Source organism: Flammeovirgaceae bacterium SG7u.111, from assembly GCA_034044135.1.
Classification (GTDB): Bacteria; Bacteroidota; Bacteroidia; order Cytophagales; family Flammeovirgaceae.
In genome coordinates this window covers 1,279,478-1,302,006 of record CP139021.1, presented here as the reverse complement: position 1 = coordinate 1,302,006, position 22,529 = coordinate 1,279,478, and the positions used below count along the sequence as shown (strand labels likewise).

General features: G+C 41.0%; 17 protein-coding genes. 8 read left to right on the top strand and 9 right to left on the bottom strand.

Annotated features, from left to right (window positions below):
- The first annotated feature begins 221 nt into the window (after positions 1-221).
- Positions 222-596, top strand: a complete 375-nt coding sequence (locus R9C00_05070) for a response regulator (protein ID WPO36816.1) — start codon at positions 222-224, stop codon at positions 594-596.
- A gap of 11 nt (positions 597-607) precedes the next feature.
- Here R9C00_05070 and R9C00_05065 read toward each other — a convergent pair whose 3' ends face one another.
- Positions 608-1,087: a very short patch repair endonuclease gene (locus R9C00_05065; protein WPO36815.1), complete on the bottom strand. Its 480-nt coding sequence runs from the start codon at positions 1,085-1,087 to the stop codon at positions 608-610.
- A 226-nt stretch (positions 1,088-1,313) separates the two neighbouring features.
- Here R9C00_05065 and R9C00_05060 point away from each other — a divergent pair, with 226 nt between their 5' ends.
- A complete protein-coding gene (locus R9C00_05060) occupies positions 1,314-2,204 on the top strand; it encodes a hypothetical protein (GenBank protein ID WPO36814.1) in 891 nt (296 codons plus the stop codon).
- 75 nt (positions 2,205-2,279) lie between these two features.
- Here R9C00_05060 and R9C00_05055 read toward each other — a convergent pair whose 3' ends face one another.
- Entirely contained in the window at positions 2,280-3,038 is a 759-nt protein-coding gene (locus R9C00_05055) for a PKD domain-containing protein (GenBank protein ID WPO36813.1), read from the bottom strand.
- Between the two features lie 952 nt (positions 3,039-3,990).
- Here R9C00_05055 and R9C00_05050 point away from each other — a divergent pair.
- The 5 genes from R9C00_05050 (at position 3,991) to R9C00_05030 (ending at position 13,443) form a co-directional block, all read left to right on the top strand.
- The gene (locus R9C00_05050) at positions 3,991-7,011 is read left to right on the top strand and encodes a TonB-dependent receptor (protein WPO36812.1); all 3,021 of its coding nucleotides are present in this window, start codon (positions 3,991-3,993) and stop codon (positions 7,009-7,011) included.
- 38 nt (positions 7,012-7,049) lie between these two features.
- On the top strand, positions 7,050-8,393 hold the full coding sequence (locus R9C00_05045) for a RagB/SusD family nutrient uptake outer membrane protein (protein ID WPO36811.1): 1,344 nt from the start codon (positions 7,050-7,052) through the stop codon (positions 8,391-8,393).
- 53 nt (positions 8,394-8,446) lie between these two features.
- Positions 8,447-9,301, top strand: a complete 855-nt coding sequence (locus R9C00_05040; protein ID WPO36810.1) for a hypothetical protein — start codon at positions 8,447-8,449, stop codon at positions 9,299-9,301.
- A gap of 79 nt (positions 9,302-9,380) precedes the next feature.
- Positions 9,381-9,890, top strand: a complete 510-nt coding sequence (locus R9C00_05035; protein ID WPO36809.1) for a hypothetical protein — start codon at positions 9,381-9,383, stop codon at positions 9,888-9,890.
- A 67-nt stretch (positions 9,891-9,957) separates the two neighbouring features.
- On the top strand, positions 9,958-13,443 hold the full coding sequence (locus tag R9C00_05030; protein WPO36808.1) for a S8 family serine peptidase: 3,486 nt from the start codon (positions 9,958-9,960) through the stop codon (positions 13,441-13,443).
- A 145-nt stretch (positions 13,444-13,588) separates the two neighbouring features.
- Here R9C00_05030 and R9C00_05025 read toward each other — a convergent pair whose 3' ends face one another.
- From R9C00_05025 to R9C00_05015, 3 genes are all read right to left on the bottom strand, one after another.
- Entirely contained in the window at positions 13,589-14,692 is a 1,104-nt protein-coding gene (locus R9C00_05025) for a hypothetical protein (GenBank protein WPO36807.1), read from the bottom strand.
- Between the two features lie 193 nt (positions 14,693-14,885).
- The gene (locus R9C00_05020) at positions 14,886-15,488 is read right to left on the bottom strand and encodes a DUF1684 domain-containing protein (GenBank protein ID WPO36806.1); all 603 of its coding nucleotides are present in this window, start codon (positions 15,486-15,488) and stop codon (positions 14,886-14,888) included.
- Positions 15,489-15,622: 134 nt separating this feature from the next.
- On the bottom strand, positions 15,623-16,369 hold the full coding sequence (locus R9C00_05015) for a DUF1080 domain-containing protein (GenBank protein WPO36805.1): 747 nt from the start codon (positions 16,367-16,369) through the stop codon (positions 15,623-15,625).
- A 472-nt stretch (positions 16,370-16,841) separates the two neighbouring features.
- On the opposite strand from R9C00_05015, the gene R9C00_05010 reads away from it, so the two are divergent.
- Complete coding sequence (locus R9C00_05010; protein WPO36804.1) at positions 16,842-19,346, top strand: DUF5686 and carboxypeptidase regulatory-like domain-containing protein; 2,505 nt, start codon at positions 16,842-16,844, stop codon at positions 19,344-19,346.
- Positions 19,347-19,422: 76 nt separating this feature from the next.
- Here the strand turns inward: R9C00_05010 and R9C00_05005 are convergent, their stop codons facing one another.
- From R9C00_05005 to R9C00_04990, 4 genes are all read right to left on the bottom strand, one after another.
- Positions 19,423-20,157, bottom strand: a complete 735-nt coding sequence (locus R9C00_05005; protein WPO36803.1) for an outer membrane beta-barrel protein — start codon at positions 20,155-20,157, stop codon at positions 19,423-19,425.
- A complete protein-coding gene (gene ubiE, locus R9C00_05000) occupies positions 20,106-20,828 on the bottom strand; it encodes a bifunctional demethylmenaquinone methyltransferase/2-methoxy-6-polyprenyl-1,4-benzoquinol methylase UbiE (GenBank protein ID WPO36802.1) in 723 nt (240 codons plus the stop codon). Before ubiE ends, R9C00_05005 begins: the two co-directional genes overlap by 52 nt.
- A gap of 239 nt (positions 20,829-21,067) precedes the next feature.
- Complete coding sequence (locus tag R9C00_04995; protein ID WPO36801.1) at positions 21,068-21,709, bottom strand: hypothetical protein; 642 nt, start codon at positions 21,707-21,709, stop codon at positions 21,068-21,070.
- Positions 21,710-21,861: 152 nt separating this feature from the next.
- A complete protein-coding gene (locus R9C00_04990; protein ID WPO36800.1) occupies positions 21,862-22,206 on the bottom strand; it encodes a sigma-70 family RNA polymerase sigma factor in 345 nt (114 codons plus the stop codon).
- Positions 22,207-22,529: the final 323 nt, after the last annotated feature.

Here is a 22,529-nt window from a genome sequence, read left to right as displayed (position 1 = left end):
TTTTAAGACTTTTTATGTTTCAATATGAACTAATTCCCTCCTATTTTACTTACAATCTTATAACATCCCTAATACTCTACCAGCAAAAAGAGCTACCTTAACTACCAGCTCCACTTTGCTCAGCATGACAACCACACAGTTACTTACTCTTAGCATAAATTCAAAACAGGTGTTTTCATTTATGGTATTAACATTCATAGCAACTATAAAATATCCAAAACATGAGCAGCAGCGCACAAATACTCTACGTAGATGATGAGCCTATAAACTTGCAGCTTTTTGAAATCAATTTCTTGGGGAAATTCGATATCCTTACTGCAGAAAATGGTTACGATGGACTTGATACCCTGAAAAGCAATCCCAACATCATGGTGGTGATAAGCGACATGAAAATGCCTAAAATGGATGGGTTGAACTTTATCAGAAAGGCAAAAGCAATTTATCAGGATAAAAAATTCTGTATTTTAACAGGGTTCGAAATCAGTTCTGACATACAACAAGCCCTAGACTCGGGATTGATCTTAAAGTATTTTAGTAAGCCTTTTAACATCCAAGAAATTGACACAACGTTGTCCAGTGCCTTAAAACCTGCCTAACCGCAAGTTGACTATAGGTGATACTTCTCGTATTCATCGATGTACTGGCAAATTTTGTGTAGCACAGACCCAAATTCTTTCTTAATTTCATATTCCCAAAATCGCATAACAGCCCAGCCTCGGTAACGAAGTTGCTCATTGTTTTGCCTATCTCGCTGCATGTTACGTTCTATTTTGGGTATCCAAAAATCCCGGTTAGATTTTAGCTTTCCCCTCCTGACCGACCAGTTGTGCCCATGCCAAAATTCTCCATCTACAAATACGATCAATTTGTACCTAGAAATGACCACATCTGGTGAACCGGGCAGTTTTTTCACATTTTTTCGGTAGCGAACTCCCAAGCTCCAGAGTGCCTTGCGCAGCTTTTGCTCAGGCTTAGTTTCTTTACCTTTTATTTTCCCCATTAGCTTGGAGCGGGCTTTCGTTGTATAAAACCCATTCTCCTCACTGAACCTCGGGACTTTAATGATTTCTTCTTTATATTTTTTCATCCAAATTATAGAATGCTTGGGTTTTAATACCTAAATTGAAATTACTCTTTTCAACCTGCCTATTATCACATATCGATTTCACCAAAAAACAAGATAAAGAACCGAAAACACGAAGTTTTTTATCTCCCAACCAAACTTACCAACAACAAGACAGTTCTAAATTAACTTATCTATTTAACCTTCAAAAGAAGTATCATTTTTTCAACAATAAAACCTCCTAATTCCTATGGAAAAACAATTAAAACAAACTGCATGTTGGTTCGTAATACTTATGCTTACACTACCTTCCTGCTCGCCTAAAAAAAACGAGGTACAAGAAGAAACTGAAATATTACCTGATGTGCAAGAGTACATCCTCACTGAAATATGGTCAACACCAGAAGGCTTAAAAACCCCTGAATCTGTCCTTTACGATCCTGCTTCAGACATCCTCTATGTGACCAACATCAACGGAGCCCCTACCGAGAAAGATGGGAATGGCTTCATTAGCAAACTCACAAAAGATGGGGTAATAGAGACATTGGAATGGACCACTGGCTTAAATGCGCCCAAAGGAATGGCTATTAAAGAAGACTTTCTCTATGTATCGGATATTGACGAACTAGTGGAGGTAAGCTTAGCAACGGGAGAGGTAAAAAACAGGTACAAGGGCGAGGGAGCTGAGTTTTTAAACGATGTAGCTGTAGGAAACGATGGAATAATATATGTTACCGATATGAATGCAGGGAAAGTGTATACTCTTGCCAATGGTACTTTTGAAGAGTGGATAACACTAGACCTAAAGAGCCCCAATGGTTTGTACCACGATGGCCAACACCTTTACGTGGGCAGCAGCCAAGCAGTTTCTAAAATAAATAAGGAAGGGCAAGTAAATAAATATTGCGTTGCACCCTCCGGAGTAGATGGATTAAAGCCTACGCAAAATGGAACTTTCATTGTTTCGGACTGGGTAGGGCATGTGCACCTAGTAAAGCCTGGGGAAGAACCTATTTTATTGCTAGACACCTCTGGAGAAAGCATAAATGCTGCAGACCATGAGTTTATACAAGAGGAAAATATTTTACTAGTTCCCACCTTTGGCGATGACAGGGTAGTTGCCTACAAATTGGTGATGTAACACTATTTCCAGTACATGCAAAAAGCCACTGCTCTTGAAAGAACAGTGGCTTTTTGCTTTGAACACAACAAAAGATTATCGAATTTCAAAGATAAGATATGATATCATAAGATTGCTTGCTATTATGAGCATTCCTTCTCCTGTTTCAGGATCCTTACCCAACTCTCCCGAAAAATTATTAAAATCAAAAGTATTTGGGTTATATACATCTAAATCCGAAGGATTAAAATAACCTGCAATTATAGCTTCTGCAGTAGTGCCATCATCACTATCAACAAATTCTATATAATAGTTTGAGTTTTTTAAAATGAAATTCGAGCTAACTGTAAAGGTTATGACTTGCGTATTATCAAAATTTTCGATTGGTGTCTCTATCCCAACTACCTGCTCTTCTTGTGATGTAGCATTTACATTAACTAATTGCCACAATATATCTGGACCCGAACCATCTTCATCCCACCCAAAAAGCGTGTCACCTTCACTTACGACCGTATATACATCAAGCTCTACAGCAGCAATAGATAATGAAGACAGATACCTTTCACCTATTCTTATAGTATCCGACATAACCGCAGAAGCACCTGACGCTGATGTTGCAGTAAGCATCACTGGATACGTACCAGTTGATTGATACCTTTTAGTAGGGTTTGCATCAGTAGAAGTAGAGCCATCGCCAAAATCCCAAGAATAAGTAAGACTTTCACCTGAAGTAAGGCTACTACTATTGGTGAATTTAATTGACTCTCCTACTTCAGCGACTTTGGCATTTGCCGCAAACTCCGTAACAGGAGCGGGACCTAGGTCTTCTTCGCTACAGCTTGATATTATTCCCATCGCAATGAACGATAAGGCTAGAACTAGTAGTTTTAATTTTCTCATAGCACTTGATTTATTAATTAATGATTTGCCTAAAAATTGTATAGTTTCTTTCTTCAAAATGGAGCAAAATCCTTTGGCAAATCGCAACTTATTAGTCCCCAAACTGCCGCAGTTATTTCCCAACCACTAACTAAATATAATTTTATTTATAAGTTTTAGTTTCAAAATCCCGGTGATTTTTGCATTTCCACCCAAATAAATTTGAGCAAAGCTGATTTTGTGCCCAGAGCACAAAGGAAACATCCCCCAAAATGAGTGATTTTCTTTTAAGGCTTTTCAACCTTATAAAAGATGGATGTGTCAGAATAGAGAGGTTAAGTCGATGCTATCTTCAGCTGAAGATAGCTATAAAAGACAGATGCTGGAATTCGGCATTTGGTTGGTCTCAAAAATATTTTTTAAGACTAAATCATGAATTTTGAAACCGAACCGCTAAATTTCTGTTTATTAATTATTCTATAGAATAAGGATGGTAAACTTTTTATATAAGCGTTCCTTGCAAATATAAAATAAAGCATCATTCTTCATAGATTTACTAAAATTATATTTTCTCAGGAAAATACTACAAGCCTTAACTTGCTCAACACAACCAACTGAACAAATTCCCACTTCAGCATTAGTACTAACAAACTACTATTCAACAAATAACCACACTACACTAAAGACCTTATCTGTAATTTTCAGCTTTGGAAATTATCTATTTCTACCTATCAAGCTAGCGGGGTAACTGTCCCTCTACTCAGGGTTCTTGCCTATGGCATATACATGCTATTCAAAACCCATAGGTGAAAAAGAATACCTTTAAAGCTTTTGATTAAAGTATAAAATTTGCCAATTTTCAAAGCTGGCTTGCTGTAGGAGTTACAGGGACAGCAATTATTGAAGAAGCTCAACAATCATTGATTTAATGAAGAGACTACTACTATTTCTAACATTTTCAGCCATTGCCCTGCAAGGGTTTTCACAAGACAGGGTTGTCACTGGCACAGTTACATCTAAGGAAGATGGCGCTACGCTCATTGGGGTAACCGTTTTGGTCAAAAACACCGTAAATGGTGCCATCACCGACATAGATGGCAAATACCGCATCAACCTCTCCCCTTCCGATTCTATTTTGGTATTTTCCTACATAGGTTACCAAAATGTAGAGATTGCGGTGAAGAAGCAACGCAGTATAAATGTGACCATGTCGCCCGATGTGCAGGAGCTAAACGAAGTAGTGGTGACGGGCTATTCCCAACAAGAAAAGAAAACCATTTCAGGCTCAATCAGCTCAATTTCGGCAGAAGATTTCAAGGAAATGCCCGTGGTCGGTATGGACCAAGCATTACAAGGAAGAGCTGCCGGGGTGATGGTCACCCAATCTTCAGGCACTCCCGGAGGCGGCATGATGATACGGGTACGAGGAAACTCGTCTATTTCTGGTTCAAATAGCCCTTTGTTTATAGTAGACGGTATTCCTGTTGCACAAGGCAACCTAACCGGAAGAAGCTTTGGCGGGCAGGGTGACAATGCCCTTTCCACCATCAACCCCAACGATATCGAGTCTATCCAAATACTAAAAGATGCCTCGGCAAAAGCCATCTACGGCTCTAGGGCTTCGAATGGAGTGGTACTTATCACCACCAAAAAAGGAAAGACCCGCCAAAAAACTAAGATCAATTTTGAAACCCAAAGAGGCGTGATAGACCCCGTGGGCAGGATAGACCTTCTTAATTCCGAAGAGTTACTCGAACTCCAACGTGAAACGTATGCAAATGCAGGCGACGATCCTGACAAAGCAGGAATTCCTGGGATAACCGATGGAGTGGACACAGATTGGATTGATGTAGTGACACGACAAGCCATTGTTCAGTCATACCAACTTTCGGCACAAGGAGGGAGCAACAAAACGAAGTTTTACATCAGTGCGGCGTATAGGGACGAGGAAGGGGTTATCCAAAACAACAAGTTTGAAAGGTGGTCAGGTACTTTTAATATTGACCATAATGCAACTGATAAATTCAGGTTTGGAATAAACATGACCATGGCCCGCACTCTCAATAAAAGGGTGAAAGGTGATAACTTTTTGGATGGAGTATATTCGGGTGCTATCCGAAGCCTGCCTTGGTACGAACCTTACAATGAAGAAGGTCGATTAAATGCTCCTGGCGATGTTGGCTATGCAGATTTCCCCAACTTCAACCCTTTAGCACAAGCAACAGAACCACGGTTCGATACCCATGCCAACAAACTCACAGGTGGGCTTTATGCTGAATATGACCTAACTTCCGACCTTGTATTCAAAACAAAATTCAGTATTGATTACAACGGGTCGGCAGAAGACCAGTTTGAACCTTCTACTACAGCTATTGGTGGTACATTAGATTTTACACAAGGGCAAGGCTACGGAATCTATTCTACTTTTGAAGGCGCAACTTTACTTAATACCACTTTGCTCACTTACAACAAGCAGATAAGCGATAAACACCGAATAGGCATATTGCTTGGCGGCGAGGTGTTAAAATCAACTAGCAGGGGCGGAAGCGCTTCTGGTATTTTATTTCCCAATGATCAGTTTACCTACCTCCAGTCTGCAGGTTTAGTTTTCGATGGCTCCTCTTACTTAGTAGAAAGCGGTTTGCTCTCAGCCTTTGCAGAAGTTAATTACGACTACGAAGAAAAATATTTAGTAAAACTGAATGCCCGGTACGATGGATCTTCTCGTTTTGGTGAAGACAAGCGCTTCGGGTTTTTCCCAGCCGCCTCGCTCGGATGGAGAATAGCCCAAGAAAGCTTCATGGAAAATATTGAAAAAATAAGTGAACTGAAGCTAAGAGCAAGTGCGGGAGTAACGGGTAACCAAAGCATCGGCAATTTCTTGTTCTTAGAATCTTGGGCGGCAGGTACTGCTTACAACGGCGTTCCGGCCATTGCTCCTGTTAACTTGGCCAACCCACTTTTGCAATGGGAACAGACATTGGAAGGAAACGTAGGTTTGGATCTTGGCTTTTTTGACAATCGATTAGAAATCAACTTAGATGCTTACTACAACGTAACCGGCGACCTCCTTCTTTCCGAAACCTTGCCATTCACCACAGGATTTGGCTCGGTACAGGGTAACCTTGGAGAGATTGTAAACAAAGGCTTAGAACTCAACCTGAACGGAGTAATTATAGACAAAAACTTCAAATGGAATGCTGGCATGAACCTTTCTGGCAACAGAAACGAGGTGGTAGAACTAGCAACCGATGAACCTCAGTATGCAGGCTATCAAACCTTTACCAATAGCACCCACATCATCACCCCAGGCTCGCCACTTGGTACATTTTGGGGACTCAGGTTCTTAGGGGTCGATCCTGGAACGGGCGATGCTATTTACGATGACATAAACAATGATGGGCAGCTCACCGCCGACGATGGAGTGATAATTGGTAACGCACAGCCCGACCTAACAGGTGGATTTACTTCCAATATGTATTACAAAAACTTTGACCTCGCTATTTTCTTCCAGTTTTCTTACGGAAACGAGATGATCAACTTTGCCAATACCGGCTTGCTCAACTCTGGGGAAAATGTAGACGAGAATCAAATAACCAAAGCGCTGCAACGATGGAGAAAACCAGGTGACATCACCGATGTGCCAAGGTACGAATTGGGCAATACCTTCAATAACCGCTTTAGTAGCAGGTTTGTAGAAGATGGCTCCTACTTGAGGCTCAAAAACGTTTCATTGGGCTATAATATCCCAGATGTAATGCTCAACAAGATCAAATTATCGAGTGCGAGGATCTATGTTTCAGGCACGAACCTCTACACACTTACCAACTATAGCGGGGCCGACCCCGAAGTAAATACCAATGATGGTTCTACCGTTTCCCAAGGAATGGACTTTTACACATTCCCACAAGTACGAACGATGTTAGTTGGCTTAAACATTGGATTTTAAGAATGAATTTTTCTAAGGATATTCAATACTACATATAGATGAAGAAACTTTCTATCAACTTATTTTTTGCCGGCGTTTTGCTTATCGCTTCTTGCCAAGAAGTACTAGAACCTCAGCCCAACGACCGAATCACCAACGATTTGGTTTTGACGGATGCAGGGTCTGTCCGCACGGTTATTACTTCTCTTTACAGGGGCTTGGCAAATTTGCAAGCAGTTCAGATTATAGCTGCTGACATGACGGCCGACCATCTTACCCACAACGGCACATTCACCCAATACATCGAGGTTGGCACCAAAGATATGTCCGCATCCAATGGCTCGGCCAATGCGATGTGGGGAACAATTTATTCCATGCTCTACACCGTCAACTTTTTGTTAGAAGGTGTTCCCGAGATGGATAACTTGGTGGATTCTCAAAAAGAATTGTTCTTGGCTTATGCACGCTTTTTCAGAGGGTACGGATATTTTGTAGGGGTAAACACCTTTGGAGACATGCCTTTGGTACTTTCTACAGACATCACTGCAAACAGAGATATTCCCCGCTCACCTAAAGCGGAGGTAATTGCACAAATAGAAGCAGATTTACTTTTTGCCCTCGACAAAGTTCCCGAAGAATCGTTCAACAGCGGCGACCTTACCAACGGTGCGGTAAAAGCAGCTTTGGCAAGGTTCTATCTCTACCAAGAAAACTGGGACAAGGCAGACGAATTTGCCACGGATGTTATAGATGGCGTGGGAACAACAGACTATGAGTTAGAAGCAAACTTTGGCGATGTGCTTACCGATTTTAGTCGCGAGTCTATTTTAGAAATTGTCTATTCGGCGAACGACAACCCGGGTACTTCTACCAATTACGGGTTGAACAACTTGTTTTCTACTCGTAGGGAAATTATCCCGACCAACGATATTGTGACAACTTTCCAGTCGAGCGGAGGCGACAGAGAAGCTGTTCTCACCTTCGACCCCAACCTTATTAAAGGCAGCGATAATGGCTGGACTGTTTCCCGCTACGGACCTTTCGACAATGTACCTGTGTTCCGCCTTGCAGAAATGTACCTAATAAGAGCTGAAGCCCGTGCACAGAAGAATAACTTGAACTCAGCCAGGTCCGACCTAAATATCATTAGGCAAAGGAGCGGTGTAGACCCAACAGACACCAATACCAAAAATCTTTTGTTACTGGAAATTGAAAGGGAAAGACAAGTAGAATTGGGCTTTGAAGGTCATCGCTGGTACGATCTTAAAAGAACGGGAAGGGTAAACGAAGTAATGAGAGCTTTTACCCCAAACTGGTCGGATAAAAACTTGCTGTGGCCAGTGCCACTCAGGGAAATCCAAAACAACCCTGGCTTAGCTGGTTCTCAAAACCCTGGGTACTAAATCTACAAAAACTGACTTTCAGAAAATTATAAAATATAGAGAGCATTATTTATATGAACAATAGAGCTACATCAGTATTAAAACTTGGCCTTATTCTATTCTTCCTAGCCTTGGCAAGTGGTTGCGAAGATTCTGAGAGGATTTTGTTCGAAGGTCCTTACCATGTGAGGTTTACCGAGCTGAGCGGAGCAGTAGTTGAAAACAACAACTACCCTACTACCCTCAACCGCAATGAAAGTATAGAAGTAAAGGTGCATATCGCCAGCCCACTGCTCAATGCCGATACAGAAGTTTCCTTTGACCTCTTTGGCGATGCTGTGGAAAATGTAGATTATAGGTTGCTGAATGCTACTGACAAAAAAATAGTAATCCCAGCTGGAGAAAGTGAAGCAATCATCCAATTTGTCCCTATCAACAACCGCAAAACTGATGGAGATAGAGAGATTGTTTTTACCATAAACGGGGTAAACAATGGCTTGGAAATAGGCAGAAGTGGCGGCGGAATAATTGGAAGATCAACCAGCTACACCATTTCCGATGACGACTGCTTGGTAGATCTTCGCTTGTTGGAGGGAACTTGGGCAGTAACCGAAACCATTGGTGTAGAGGAGGGTGCTTTCGAAGAAGAGTATGATATCACCATTGCCCCAAACTTTGACTCAAACAACCAATTGATCATCAAAGGCTTGGGTGGAGTTGCCGATGCAGAAGTTTTTGCCAATCTCGACCTTTGCCAAAGAGGGTTCAGCCTTCCCGAACAAATCGTGCAAGGGTTGTCCCTTAATACAAGCACAAGAACAGAAGCTTCAGGCTCGTTCGACGAAGAAGGCGGCCGCATCGTATTTACCTATACCATGGATGTACGAGGTAACGTAACAAGGAACTTCACCGCTTCAAAAAAGAATTAATAGAAAGGCTAAGCTTAAAAACTTAAGAAACGCCGAACGGAAAATATAAACGATACCGACACAAAATGTTGCAATAGATATGAAACGTTTTTTTACAAAGAAATCCCTTATAGGAAAAATGAAGACCTTAGGGCTAGGATTAGCTCTCTTGAGCCTAGCAGGCTGTAGCGAAGACCTTGACCCCATTCCTTCCACTTACTCGAAGATGCTCACTGGAGAGACTCAAAAATCTTGGAGGTTTGAAAAGTTTGAATTCATATTCGATGACGAGTCTATTAGAACGGAAACTTTCGACCCTGGCTGTGTATTTTCTGGTAAGTTCACCTTTTACCGAAAAGGTAAAATATTAGAGATTTTAGACAACTGCGATCCTACGGCAGAACCTGAACCGATAAGTATTGACTGGGGTATCAATGTAGCAAACTCAACCTTGTCACTTGGAGGGTTAGACCCTTATGATCTAGTTGAACTTACCCCTACTACTTTAGTATTTGGTTTTAAGACCAACCTTAGCCTTAGTACCAATATTGGTATCGACCAAGACCAAAGCGGCTTTGCCAGGTACACCTACAAAGTAAAAGTTGAATAGCATTTATCCTTATAAAACAACAAGCTTCGTCCCAGCTTAAACTATACATTATCAACGATTTTAGTCTATGAGAATAGCAATAATTATAACAGCAATGGTCATTTTAAGCAGCTTCCAAGTTTCGGCGCAAGCTTGGCAAGACGTGACCAATACGCAGTACCTCAAAACGAGGTCTGCCGAACTTTCCGAGACCTTTTGGAAAAGAAAAGCAGAAGCCGAGAAGCTAGCCTTGGAGAAAAACCTTCCCATTAGAGGTGCCACAGCCAGTGGGGAAGTTTTCGAAATTGTAGGCATCACCCAATTTGGACAGCCTATTTACTATACTCTTTTCAATGAAAAAGCAGCCATCACTTCAGGCTCTCAAAGATTGAGCTTGGGAGAAGGCTTAGGCTTAGATATCACTGGAAAAGGAATGTTGGTAGGCGTTTGGGACGGAGGCAATTTCCTCGAAACCCACCAAGAATTCCAAGGAAGAGCGGAAACCAGAGGCTCAATCACTGATGATCCTTTAGGCCTAAGCTCAGATCATTCCACCCATGTAACAGGAACTATTATAGCAGGAGGTGTTGACCCTCAAGCTAGAGGGATGGCCTATGAAGCAAATGCGTTTGTGTATGATTTTGCTAACGACGACGCTGAAATCTCCAACGAACTTTCGCAAGGCCTGCTGCTGCTTTCAAACCATTCCTATGGAAGGGTACTGGGCTGGACAGTGAATTCAGCAGGTACAGGCTGGACTTGGCTCGGAGAACCTAGCATCTCGAGTTCAGAAGATTACTTGTTTGGTTTTTACAATGAAAAAAGCCGCCTTTGGGATGAATTTACCACCAATGCGCCTTATTACCTCATGGTACAAGCTGCCGGTAACGACCGAACAGATGTTGGGGATGGCTCTCGCCCACCAGATGGTCCTTACGATTGTATAGGTCCACAAGGAATTGCCAAAAACGTATTGACAGTAGGTGCAGTGGAAGCCATTGAGAATGGGTACTCAAAACCCGAAGACATCATAATGAGCAAGTTCAGTAGCTGGGGACCTGCGGATGATGGCCGTATAAAACCAGATATAGTTGCCGATGGTGTGGCAGTTTATTCTTCCTTGGCTAGCTCTCCCTCAGCATATGATACACTTTCTGGTACATCTATGGCCACCCCTACCACCACAGGCTCGCTCACTCTTTTGCAACAGCTTTATTCAGAAACCCATGCTAGTGAGTACATGCTTTCGGCTACGCTCAAAGGCTTGGTTATCCATACGGCTAACGAGGCTGGACCTGAACTAGGACCAGATTACCAACACGGCTGGGGCTTACTCAGCACCGATAAAGCAGCTGCGCTTATCCAGCAAGAAGACAATTCGAACAACCTGATAAGAGAACTGACTATTCGCGATCAGCAAACGCAATTTATTTCTGTACAATCGAATGGAGTTCAGCCTGTAGTTGCCACTATTTGCTGGACAGACCAGCCTGGCTCACCAGTAGCACCACAACTCGACCCTGCCGACCTCATGCTAGTAAACGACCTTGACATGAGAATCACCGATCCGTTGGGAAATACTTTTTCCCCTTGGATCCTCGATCCTTCTCGGGTAGATCAAGCCGCTACCACAGGTGATAACTTTAGAGATAATGTTGAAAAAATAGAAATACTTGATCCTGTACCAGGAACATATACTATCCAAATCACACACAAAAACACTTTGGAAGAGCCTCAAAACTTTTCCCTCATTGTTTCAACTAGTAGCTTGGATCTCGACTTTACCACGTATTACTGGGTGGGTAAAGCTGGCGGTGAATGGAATGACCCTCTCAACTGGTCGCTTTCTAGCAATGGAGCGGCAGGCGTTGGTGTCCCGAGCATTACAAATCCTGTGGTATTCGATGCTAACTCCATTACGACCGACAATGCTAGTATCACGTTCAATGACGATGCTGCATGTTTCAATATTACTTGGAAAGAAAATGCCAACAATGCTACGTTTGATCTTGGTACAAATACCCTTTCGGTAAACGGGAACTTCACTATAGATTCGGAACTGGTAAAATTCACCAACGGAGCTGTAGAACTGAGCGGACCCATCACCAAAAAGAACTCGATAAAAGCACCGGCAATGACTTTGGCTGAATCGGATATAATTATCAAAGCCAACAGTGCTTCTTGGAACATGCTTTCAGATCTTACCACAAAAAGTATTACCATAGAAAGTGGCAGCTTGAGCGCTGTTGATAAAAAAATAACCTCCCCTTCTTTTGATGTCACTTTTGGGGCAGGGCAAGAATTGAACATTACCAATAGCGAATTACTTATTACTGAGCAATTTAGCCTAAGCTCTACTCTTTTAGCCGACTTTGAAAACTCTACCATTCGCTTTTCTAATGCAGATGGTGCTAGCAGCTTTACATTCGACGGCGGTGGAAAGCAATTCCATAACATCATTGCCGAAGGCGTAGACCTGACCATAGAAGGTAACAACAATTCGTTCAATAAATTAACGGTGGACGGCAGCATCCAACTTACAGGAGCTTCGGTGATAGATTCGCTTACGGCTACGGCTGGTTCAAGTATCAGCTTCCAAGGAGGCGTTTCCCACTTCATCAACGAAGATTTTAGTGTGATGGGAACTGCCGCAAACCCAATTGTGATACAAGGAGAAGGTGGACTTGCCACGCTTGAAACAGACGATCCTACGCTCCGTTTCTGCTTCGATTACATCAACGTAACCAATGTAGCCATTGAGGGAAGAACAGATTATGTATCGGGAAACAACAGTACTATTTCGGTGGAAAGCATCGGCTGGCTCATAGGCGATTGCTCCGATGCACTGTTCGGTGCTTTTGAAGCTGATTTGCTCTGCGAGCTTGGAAAAGCCCAGTTTGAAGACAAAAGTACAGGTAGCCCAACTAGCTGGGAATGGGATTTTGGAGACAAGCAATTCCCTGAAAGGAATACATCGACAGAACAGCATCCAAACCATATTTATAGCTTCCCCGGTACTTATACGGTCACGTTAAAAGTGTCTGACGGAACGCTTACCAGAACGCTTGTGAGAAATGTAGAAGTAAATGAAAACAACTCTGGCTTGGCAGTTCCTATCATTCTTATTGATGGCGAAACCCTTGAAAGCTCCTTGGTTTCATCTAATTATCAGTGGTACAAAGACGGTGTAGCCATTGCAGGGGCAACCAACAGAAGCATTACCGCTTCCGACCCAGGAGGCTACCAAGTGGAAGTATTTAACGATCAGTGCCGCTTCATCTCTGAGCCTACTATCATCAATGGATTAGGAGATTTTGCTGAGCTAAACGGATTGCAACTTTATCCGAATCCTGCTAGCCAAGAGGTATTCTTAGCCCTGGACAACGAACAAAAAGGAGAGATGAAAATTGGAGTATTCAACCTGTTAGGCAAACAGTTGTTGGAGCTTAATACTAAAAAAACAGGCTACAGTTTCGAGGTAAATATGCCGATAGACCAACTGCCTCAAGGTTTGTATTTATTAAAAGTAGAACTCGGAAATTATTCTTCTTCTAAGAGGTTTATTAAGAAATAAATAAGATTAGGTTATATAAATTAGACAGGAGCTCCACCATTATGGTGGAGCTTTTTTGTGTTTAGAAAAGTAAATAAGAAAAAGGCATAAAAAAACCAACGGAGTAAATCCCCGTTGGTTGAATAAATAGGCATCCCAAAAAAACTTACTTTCCACCTCGGCTCGAAGAAGAGCTAGTTCGCATAGAAGAAGTTCGGGAATTCGATCTGCTTATTCGGCTGCTACTTCTGGTTATGGAATTATTCACGTTCGACTTGAAAGAGCTTTTAGCCGTGTACCCACTACTTCCACTTCGGGTTACCCTACTCTGTACTTTTGCCGAAAGACCTCTCGGGTTTTGCTTGGATGCATTTGCACTTCCAGTCCCGTAGGCATAGCCTTTCCCCGTGGTGGAAGGTGGTCCATAATACGAAGTCCTCCCTCTGTAATAATCGTTGTAATCGTGGTAAGAATATTGGTAAATAGGTCTGGAATAGCCAAAAATACTTCGGAGCATGGTATACTTACCATAAAACTCCCAAAAACTATCACCACTGCTATCGGTGTGCCATGTACCATATTGCGTGTTGCCCACGTAGCGATTATAACCAGGAGGGCTGCTGTGCCTACTCACTTGTTGATCAGAAACACCCATAAGCTCCATGCCCTGGTCTTCTATGAAATAATCAAAAGCAGTATCGCTTACCGTCATCCAATCGGTGATAGTATCATAAGGAATTCCCTCGGCATTTTCCAATACAACCTTGTACTTTTGTTGATACACATCTTCACTTCCTGAGCTCGGGCTTTCCATATCGTACAGCAGCACAGAATAATTTTGTTGACCACTTATAAGAGGTTCCACATTCGCCGACAGATCATTGTAAGCCGTATTACGGATACTTTCCTTGCGGGCTTCTTCCAACTTTATTTGCTCTTGGGCTTCGGTCAGCTTTTTTTGTGCCTCTGCATACATTTCATCGTCTTCGGGAACTTGGTTAAAGGAATGCACCGCCTGGGCATAGGCTTTATTTTCATAGTCCCTCATACCGTTGGCATAATAATCTGTGGTGTGGAAAATAGCAAAAAGTATCCCGAAAGTAAAGGTGGTGGTAAATAGCGCGGCAAATCCTCCTACCGCAGTGAAAAACACTTTTTTAACTGTACTCGTCTTCCTAATCCACAAAAAAATCAACCCAACGGGGTACATAAAAAGAAGCGAGAAAAGGAGTAATATTTTGTTTTCGTACCAACGGCTTTCTTGGTTCATTTTTCTGATTGGTTTTATTGAAAAAGTTTTTGGTTGGGAAAATGTATTAGGCTAGTATTCCCTAATTTATACCTAAACCGAATTGCTTTGCAAATTTTTCTGTAAAATTATGCTTCTAGCGATCTCTCTATCACTTTTATGAGAAAGGTTTAAGCATGGGAACTACTTTTTCACATATCTATTCATCAGCTTCTTAATGTTTCCCATATTTTTTCACTCCCGCTTTTACCTCAATGGAAAGGTCGTTTTCTTTGGGGGGAATGGGGCAAGAATACTTTCCATTGTAAGCACAGTAAGGGTTATAAGCCTTGTTGAAATCGATAACGATGCTGTCACCCTCAGGAATTTCTAAGTCCATAAACCTGCCTCCTCCGTAAAATTCTTTGCCGTTGGTAAGGTCGGTGAAAGGAAGGAATAAATGCTTTGCATATTGTGGCATCAGCCTCAAATCGTGGCTTTGGTAGATGTTCAGTTTGTATTCTTTTCCCTCAAACTCAAATGTAGCTATTCCATATACTTCGTAGGTGGGCGTTCTGTCCGTGGTAGTTTTCATTTTAAAGGGAATGGAATTCCTAGTTCTTTGGAACTTAGCGGTTACCTTGTATTTCTTGTTGATGGGGAAAAAGTCCAAGTGCTCAAAAGTCTTTATATCTTCTTCGGTCAAAGGAGATTCTTTTGGGTCTTTGAACTCGTGGTTCAAATGCTCCTGAAATTCGAGGATTTCTTCTTGGTGGCTTTGCGCAAAAATACTGTAAAGGCTATTAGTATAGTTTTCATATGGTTGTGATTGATGCATAAAACCTTAATTCAGACGGGAAATTAAGGCATTTTTTTGAGTATTGGTTGTACACGCCATTTTCCCCTTACAGAAATCTAAAAAAACGGGCTGCTTTCATGGTGAAAGCAGCCCGTTTATCCAAAAAGCAGTTTCTACAGTTCTCTTACCCAGATATTTCTGTAGCTCACAGGATTTCCATGATCTTGCAGGGAAATTGGTAATTTATCCTCATGTGCTTTGTAATAAGGAATTCCTCTGTATTCCGTTGGTCCCATAAGCTGGAAATGGTTTTGCACCACTATCCCATTATGAAGAACGGTTACGTAAGCGGGGCTTACCAAAGCGCCGTCTTTATTGAACCTTGGAGCTTTCCAAATGATATCATAGACTTCCCATTGATCGACAGGTTTCATCGCATTTACTAGCGGGGGCGATTGCTTATAAATACTACCAGCTTGCCCGTTTACATAGGTCTTGCTCTCATACGAATCCAACACTTGTACTTCGTACCTCCCCATTAGGAAAACACCACTGTTTCCCCTGCCTTGGCCTTCGCCTTTTACTTCTTGGGGTGATCTCCATTCTATGTGCAACTGCATATCGCCAAAGCTTTGCTTGGTAGTAATTCCACCCGTTTTTGGCTCAACGGTAAAATGATCGCCTTCTACTTTCCATTTTGGCCTGCTGCCTTTTTGGCCTTCCCAAGCTGAAAGGTCGTTGCCGTTGAACAACACGATGGCATCGGAAGGGGCTGTAGTTGCATTTCCCGGGTCAATTTTTCTTATTGTGGGTGTGTAAAATTCTGTAGCTTCTGGAGGCAACAACTCTTTGTCGTCTTGTGCTTGGCTCAATGAAGCAAAGGTGATGAGGGTAATTGTGATTAAAAAAAGTCTTTTCATTTTTAAACTGTAATTAAGGTTAGGGAATTTATGAAACAAATCCGTTTTAGCTAGAATTTGTTGAACAGACGAAGTTTAAAAAAAAAGCTGCAAATGCAGCGCAACCTCCCATTTTTTTTTGAGCCTCACTAGATTTTGTGTATTTGAACTTATTTCAAAAATTTTTTACATAGAAGACAAAACCCAGCGAACCGAGCCATTTCTCAGGTGTAGTACTTCATGGCAGATCGGAGATTTATAGCTAATGAAACCAGCTACCTTGGAAAAACAGGTTCACACGCAAGCAACCTCTTAAGCCTACAACACATTGTATAGGAAAAATCGGGTAACTGCAGAAACCTCCTTGATGCCATCAGTACACTTCCGGAATACTGTTTCTTGGCGTCTACTATTTGTGTATTATTTCCAACCGGGAAAATACACGTAAAACATTTGTACTAATTTTCAACTATCCACTAATTAATTATCACTATTGGCACAAATCTACCTCCGACTCAAGGGTTCAGAACCAGTGATTACCGGCTTGCTCTTGCTTATTATTTTATGCAACAGTACCCATGCACAGGGCATAAAAGGCACGGTAAGGAACGAAAAACAAGAGCCTATTCCTTTTGTCAACATCTTTTTCAAGCAATTACAGACCGGAACAACTACCAACTTTAACGGAGAGTATTTCTTCACTTCGAATCCCGGTATTTACGATGTAGTTTTTTCGGCAGTAGGTTTCGAAACCCAAACTATACAAGTCACTATAGGAGATGACATAATTGAAGAAAATGTATGGCTGCAAACATCCAGTACTGAGCTAGACGAAATCATCATTCGGTCTAAAAGAAAAGATCCAGCGTATGAAATCATCCAGTTTGTGATCGACAATAAAAAGAATAACCTCACAAGTGTCCAAAGTTTCAAGAGCCAATTGTATGTGAAGGCTACAGAAACGGTGGAGGTGAAAAAGAAAAATGACAAAGAAGAAGTAAGCATAGAGGTAGCAGGCATACCCGAAGATCCTTTTGAGGCGGAAAGGCAAAAACAATTGGCGACTAAGCAGCTGAATATGCTTGAAATCGAGGTTGAGCTGAATTACCAATATCCAAATAAATACAAGGAAATCAGGAATGGGTACAAGGCATATGGAAATACTTCTGGGCTATTTATTCCCCGCTTTAGCGAGACTGATTTTAACTTTTACCAAAACTTGATAGCCTTAAAAGGAATTGCGGAAGCTCCTGTAATTTCCCCCATAAGCCGAACTTCTATCCTTTCTTATAAATACAAACTCGAAGATATTCTGAGTGAAAATGGGCAAGTGGTTTATAAAATAGAGGTAATCCCCCGAAAATCGGGTAACTCTACCTGTAAAGGCTATTTGTACATCAACGATGGCTTGTGGAACATCAACAGGTTGCATCTTGAACTGAATAAGGGCGGGCTGAAAATATACGATGCCTTTGAGCTGAAACAAGATTACAAATCCATTGGGGATAGCGTTTGGGTGCCTTACCGGCAAGAATTTATCTACGAAAGCAGGCAAAACAGAAACAAAACTTTTAGGGGAAATACCATTATTCACCAAAAAGAATATGAAAAGGACTTTGATTTCCCCCCTAAGTTTTTTGGGAATGAGGTCAGTTTAACCACCAAAGAAGCCTACGAAAAAGACTCCACCTATTGGAACAAGTCTCGCCCAGAAGCACTCACTCTGCAGCAGAAAAAAACGGTACTGTACAGAGACAGCATAGAAGCGGTGATCAATAGCAAAGAATACAAAGACTCTGTGCAAGCAGCTTATAATAAAATCACTTTGGGTGAAGTGCTGCTCCATGGCATAGGTTTCAGGAATATGGAAAAGAAAACCGATATCTACATTACTTCTTTAACTAGCCTGATCAATTTTGAAGTAATTGGAGGTCTTCGCCTGGGTCCATATGCTTCGCTTTTTAAGCGGTGGAAAAATGGCAAAATGATGAGCGTGAGTGGAAGTGCCAACTTTGGTCTGAGAAATGTCGATTTACAAGGCAATTCAAGGTTTTGGATGAGGTACAACCCCCACAAACTGGCAGATTTCTATTTTTCTGGAGGCAGGTCTTTTTTCTCTGTAAACCCTTATGATGCGTACCTCAATTTACTCAGTACTTCGACGTACTACCTAAATGACAATTTCCGGGTTGGACATAACTTCGAATTATTTAACGGATTTTACCTTCATACAAGTGGTATATTTAATAACAGGCAATCACTAGACGGATATGATGTAACATCGATTATCAATGAGGTAATTGAAGAAGAAGAACCTATCAAGTTTGAGGGTTATCAAGCACTTATCACTGACCTTAAATTTTCATACACCCCCTTTCAAAGATATACTACAGAGCCTCATCAGAAAGTAGTATTGGGCAGCAAATTTCCCACTTTTAGTATGCTGTACAGAAAAGGGTGGAATGGAATAGCAGGTAGTGATATTGATTTCGATTATGTAGAAGCTGGCATCTCACAAAATATCATTTTCGGCATGTTGGGAAATTCGAACTACACCCTACAAGCTGGGAAATTTTTAAACACCAAAGGGTTAGAGTATATCGATCTCAAACGGTTTAGGCAATCAGATCCTATTCTTTACTCAAATCCGCTGCATTCTTTTCAATTATTGGACACCTCAATGGTAGCAAATGGCTTATTTTTAGAAGCCCATCATATTCACCATTTTAATGGAGCGCTGGTCAATAATATTCCACTTGTAAAAAAACTGCAATTGAGGGCTGTAGCAGGAGCAGGAGCTTTGTGGGTACAGCAAAGTAATTTTAGGCACGAAGAAATTTTTGCAGGTGTAGAACGGGTTTTCAAACTCGGAGCAAGAAGAAGGCTGAGGCTTGGCGTATATGGCGTACTGTCTGAATCTAGCAAAGCTGGGGCAAATACCGGGTTTAAGGTATCTTTCGATATAATAGATACTTGGAAAAAGGACTGGTCCTATTAGAAGAAGAAGGTCATAAAAAAGCCCATGGCAAATCTAGGTCATGGGCTTAATTTCTTCTAATAAAAGTTATTCTTTTCTACCCTTCAAAATTGAGAATAAAAGACACTTTGTGAGTTGTTATTCTATCAATATTATTTGAAAAAATATTATCCTGAGGAGAGTGCATATTTATTAGCCCATGTGAAAACCGAATTTCGGGAGCAAAGTGAAATAACTGCATGTACCCACTAAGCCCAACACCATAGGTCACATCAAGTAACATGTTATTTAAGGAAAGGCTTTCTGTTCCTTCAGCACCTTTTTTTCCTCCAACACCTATGCCTCCTGTAAACCCACCTAGTAGGTAAAAACGGTGGTTTTTCCTTCTGATAGAGGTGTATTTTAACAATACGGGCAGTTCCAAGAAAGTAGTTGGCTTTTCTATCAACTCTGTTTTGCTCGATTCGGGATAATCGAACGTAACCGAATGGTTGTAGAAAGAAACATTAGGCAGCAGCCTCAAGTCCCACAGCTCATCTTGGAGGGCAAAGTTGACTACAAAGCCCAGTGAGAAACTGTACGTTCTATTTGGGATAACTGCCACTGTGCTGTCTAGCCCATCAACAAAGTGCTGTGAGTGTTTGACATTAAGGTTTGTGGTAAAAAGTCCTAGCTGAAAGCCATAGTGGATTTTTTTCTTGTCAAAATCAAGAAGCCTGATATTTGTTGCTTCTTGGGCAAAAGCACCTGTGCTAAGTGTTGCCAATAGGGCAAAAACAGCTATTTTTTGCCAATGTAAATAGAGCTTATTCCAAAAGTTAATTCTTTGCATTGCGTCGATTTATAGCCCAACTTATTTAAAATACCCAAAAACGATTTACCATATGGAAACTCAGACACAGACTCCGGCAAATAAGTATATGCCGCATTGTCTTTTGAGACTACTTTTCCAATAACCGGTAAGATGAATTTGAAGTAAAAGTTGTATATCTGCTTAAATGGAAATTTTTGAGGTTTAGAAAATTCGAGCACCACCAAAGTGCCGTCGTCTTTTAATACTCTTTTGATATCGGCAAGGCCTTTTTCCAGATTTTCGAAATTTCTTACACCGAAAGCGACCATCACTGCATCAAAAGTTTTGTCGGGAAATTGAAGGTTTTCTGAGTCGCCTACGTGGAGTTCGATCACATTATCGACCCCCATTTTGGCAATTTTCTTTTTGCCCACTTCGAGCATCCCTTCGGAGATATCCACCCCAACTATCTTCTTAGGCTTCAAAGATAGTGCCTCAATTGCCAAGTCGCCAGTTCCAGTTGCTACATCCAAGATAGACTCAGGTTGCTGTTCCTTCAAATATCCTATGGCTTTTTTGCGCCAGCGTATATCAATCCCTAGGCTAAGGAAGTGATTTAGAAAATCATATTTGCCAGCGATGCTGTTAAACATTTTTGCTACTTGCTGCTTTTTCCCAGCATCTTCTCCTTTGTATGGTAATACGGCCATTCTATTCTTAGATTTAATTAAACTCTTTATCCCCTCAACCAAGTGTTACGGTTTAAGTTTCGGGAATCATCTATTCGATTTTTCCCATTTTGAACACCACCCTTCCAAAAAGATGTGTTTTGCACACAAAACCTTACAGGCGGCAAATAGGCATTGGGCGGGCAAATATAGGGATAATCTACAAGGATTTGGCAGGGGTCTCTGATAGGAATTTTTTAGTAAAAAAGAGTCCAATAAACTTATTTATCCATTTCCAATTGCTCTTGAAGCCTTTCAATATTATCTACGAAAGGCTGTAAATCGTTTGCAGCTCTTTTGTTCATACGAACAATATAGATGCAAAAAGCGCTGATTATAGCCAAAATCATTATTTTAATTCCTATTAATACTAATATGAATACCTTGTCGGCCATACCATTTCCCCAGTTGTACTCTGAAAAATCGTCTGAACCAAAAATGAATAATGTATTAAAAAGCAATGGAGGTAAGACATACCAATAGGCTACTGTTCCCAACAGTTTCATCTGAGAGATCAGTATAGTTTTTTGTTGCATTAGTTGCTCGGTAAGTGGCATTGTAAAGTTAGGTTTTACTGCTTGTTTTTTTGATTTGTAGAACCTATAAATGATAAAAACAAACCAAACGATTGTAAGGGCACAAGCAATTTTTTGTAAGGGAGGAGAAAAGAAATATAAAAAGCAGCTATAAATAAGTATTCCAAGAACAGATGCCAATATCTCCCAAAGGTCTCTTTTTTGAATCTTATTATGGATACTGCTCAGTTTTCCATTCAATTCTTCCGCTAATTGAGCGTGTTCAATTGAAATTTGCACACTTGAAGAAGAACTGTTCCAGATGCTTCTCAAATCTTGTTCTTGCATATTAATTGATTTTTGGAGTGATACAAGCGAAGAGTTTTTGCCTTATTCTCTTCATTTTTACAGCAATATGATTTTCGGAAAGCCCCGTGATCAGTGCAATTTTTTTGTAGGGCAAGTCTTCCAGATAGAGTGTGATAATGGAGGCATCGCTTTCATTTAATGTAGTAATGCACTCCTTCAAAAGTTGAAAATTTCTCATCTTCGGAGGCGTTATTATCGTTTTCTACTGGTATAAAGTTGATCGACTCAAACCGCTCGGTTTTATTATTGCTTTTATCCATTTTCACCTTGGAGCGCAGGCAAACATTCAGGGCAACCTTATACACCCACGTATCGATAGATGAATTCCCTTTGAAACTTGAAAAGGATTTCCAAAGCTGAAATACAACTTCTTGAAAAAGGTCTTGAGGTTCGAGTGGGATAGCTGCGTATATTCTGCACATTCGGTAAATCTTGAGCTTGTTGTCGTCAAGCACTTTCTCAAAGCTTTCTTCCATATGCTAATTATACTTCTTTGTGGGTGAGATTTTTACAAGGTTTTTAGACGAACTTATAAGTAAAAACTCAATAAAGAATCCACAAGTGAGTATTAAGCTGGTTTCTTTAAATGACTCTCGCAGTACTTGGGAGCAAACTAGGAGTAAAGCAGCCCAAACGATGCTGCTTATGATCTGAATCCGTGTCAGAATTCTATTCATTTCTGGTGACTTGTCCATTTTTCTGGTTTTGCTTTCAATAATAGATTTTCGGGTCTCTATTATGGTTAGTGACAAGCCTTGGGAAAATATGACAAGAAATTGATTTTTTTTTGAGAAAAGTA

Coding starts and splice junctions, on each gene's coding strand:
- R9C00_05070 (WPO36816.1), top strand. CDS start 222: ATGAGCAGCAGCGCACAAATACTCTACGTAGATGATGAGCCTATAAAC.
- R9C00_05065 (WPO36815.1), bottom strand. CDS start 1,087: ATGAAAAAATATAAAGAAGAAATCATTAAAGTCCCGAGGTTCAGTGAG.
- R9C00_05060 (WPO36814.1), top strand. CDS start 1,314: ATGGAAAAACAATTAAAACAAACTGCATGTTGGTTCGTAATACTTATG.
- R9C00_05055 (WPO36813.1), bottom strand. CDS start 3,038: ATGGGAATAATATCAAGCTGTAGCGAAGAAGACCTAGGTCCCGCTCCT.
- R9C00_05050 (WPO36812.1), top strand. CDS start 3,991: ATGAAGAGACTACTACTATTTCTAACATTTTCAGCCATTGCCCTGCAA.
- R9C00_05045 (WPO36811.1), top strand. CDS start 7,050: ATGAAGAAACTTTCTATCAACTTATTTTTTGCCGGCGTTTTGCTTATC.
- R9C00_05040 (WPO36810.1), top strand. CDS start 8,447: ATGAACAATAGAGCTACATCAGTATTAAAACTTGGCCTTATTCTATTC.
- R9C00_05035 (WPO36809.1), top strand. CDS start 9,381: ATGAAACGTTTTTTTACAAAGAAATCCCTTATAGGAAAAATGAAGACC.
- R9C00_05030 (WPO36808.1), top strand. CDS start 9,958: ATGAGAATAGCAATAATTATAACAGCAATGGTCATTTTAAGCAGCTTC.
- R9C00_05025 (WPO36807.1), bottom strand. CDS start 14,692: ATGAACCAAGAAAGCCGTTGGTACGAAAACAAAATATTACTCCTTTTC.
- R9C00_05020 (WPO36806.1), bottom strand. CDS start 15,488: ATGCATCAATCACAACCATATGAAAACTATACTAATAGCCTTTACAGT.
- R9C00_05015 (WPO36805.1), bottom strand. CDS start 16,369: ATGAAAAGACTTTTTTTAATCACAATTACCCTCATCACCTTTGCTTCA.
- R9C00_05005 (WPO36803.1), bottom strand. CDS start 20,157: ATGCAAAGAATTAACTTTTGGAATAAGCTCTATTTACATTGGCAAAAA.
- ubiE (WPO36802.1), bottom strand. CDS start 20,828: ATGGCCGTATTACCATACAAAGGAGAAGATGCTGGGAAAAAGCAGCAA.
- R9C00_04995 (WPO36801.1), bottom strand. CDS start 21,709: ATGCAAGAACAAGATTTGAGAAGCATCTGGAACAGTTCTTCTTCAAGT.
- R9C00_04990 (WPO36800.1), bottom strand. CDS start 22,206: ATGGAAGAAAGCTTTGAGAAAGTGCTTGACGACAACAAGCTCAAGATT.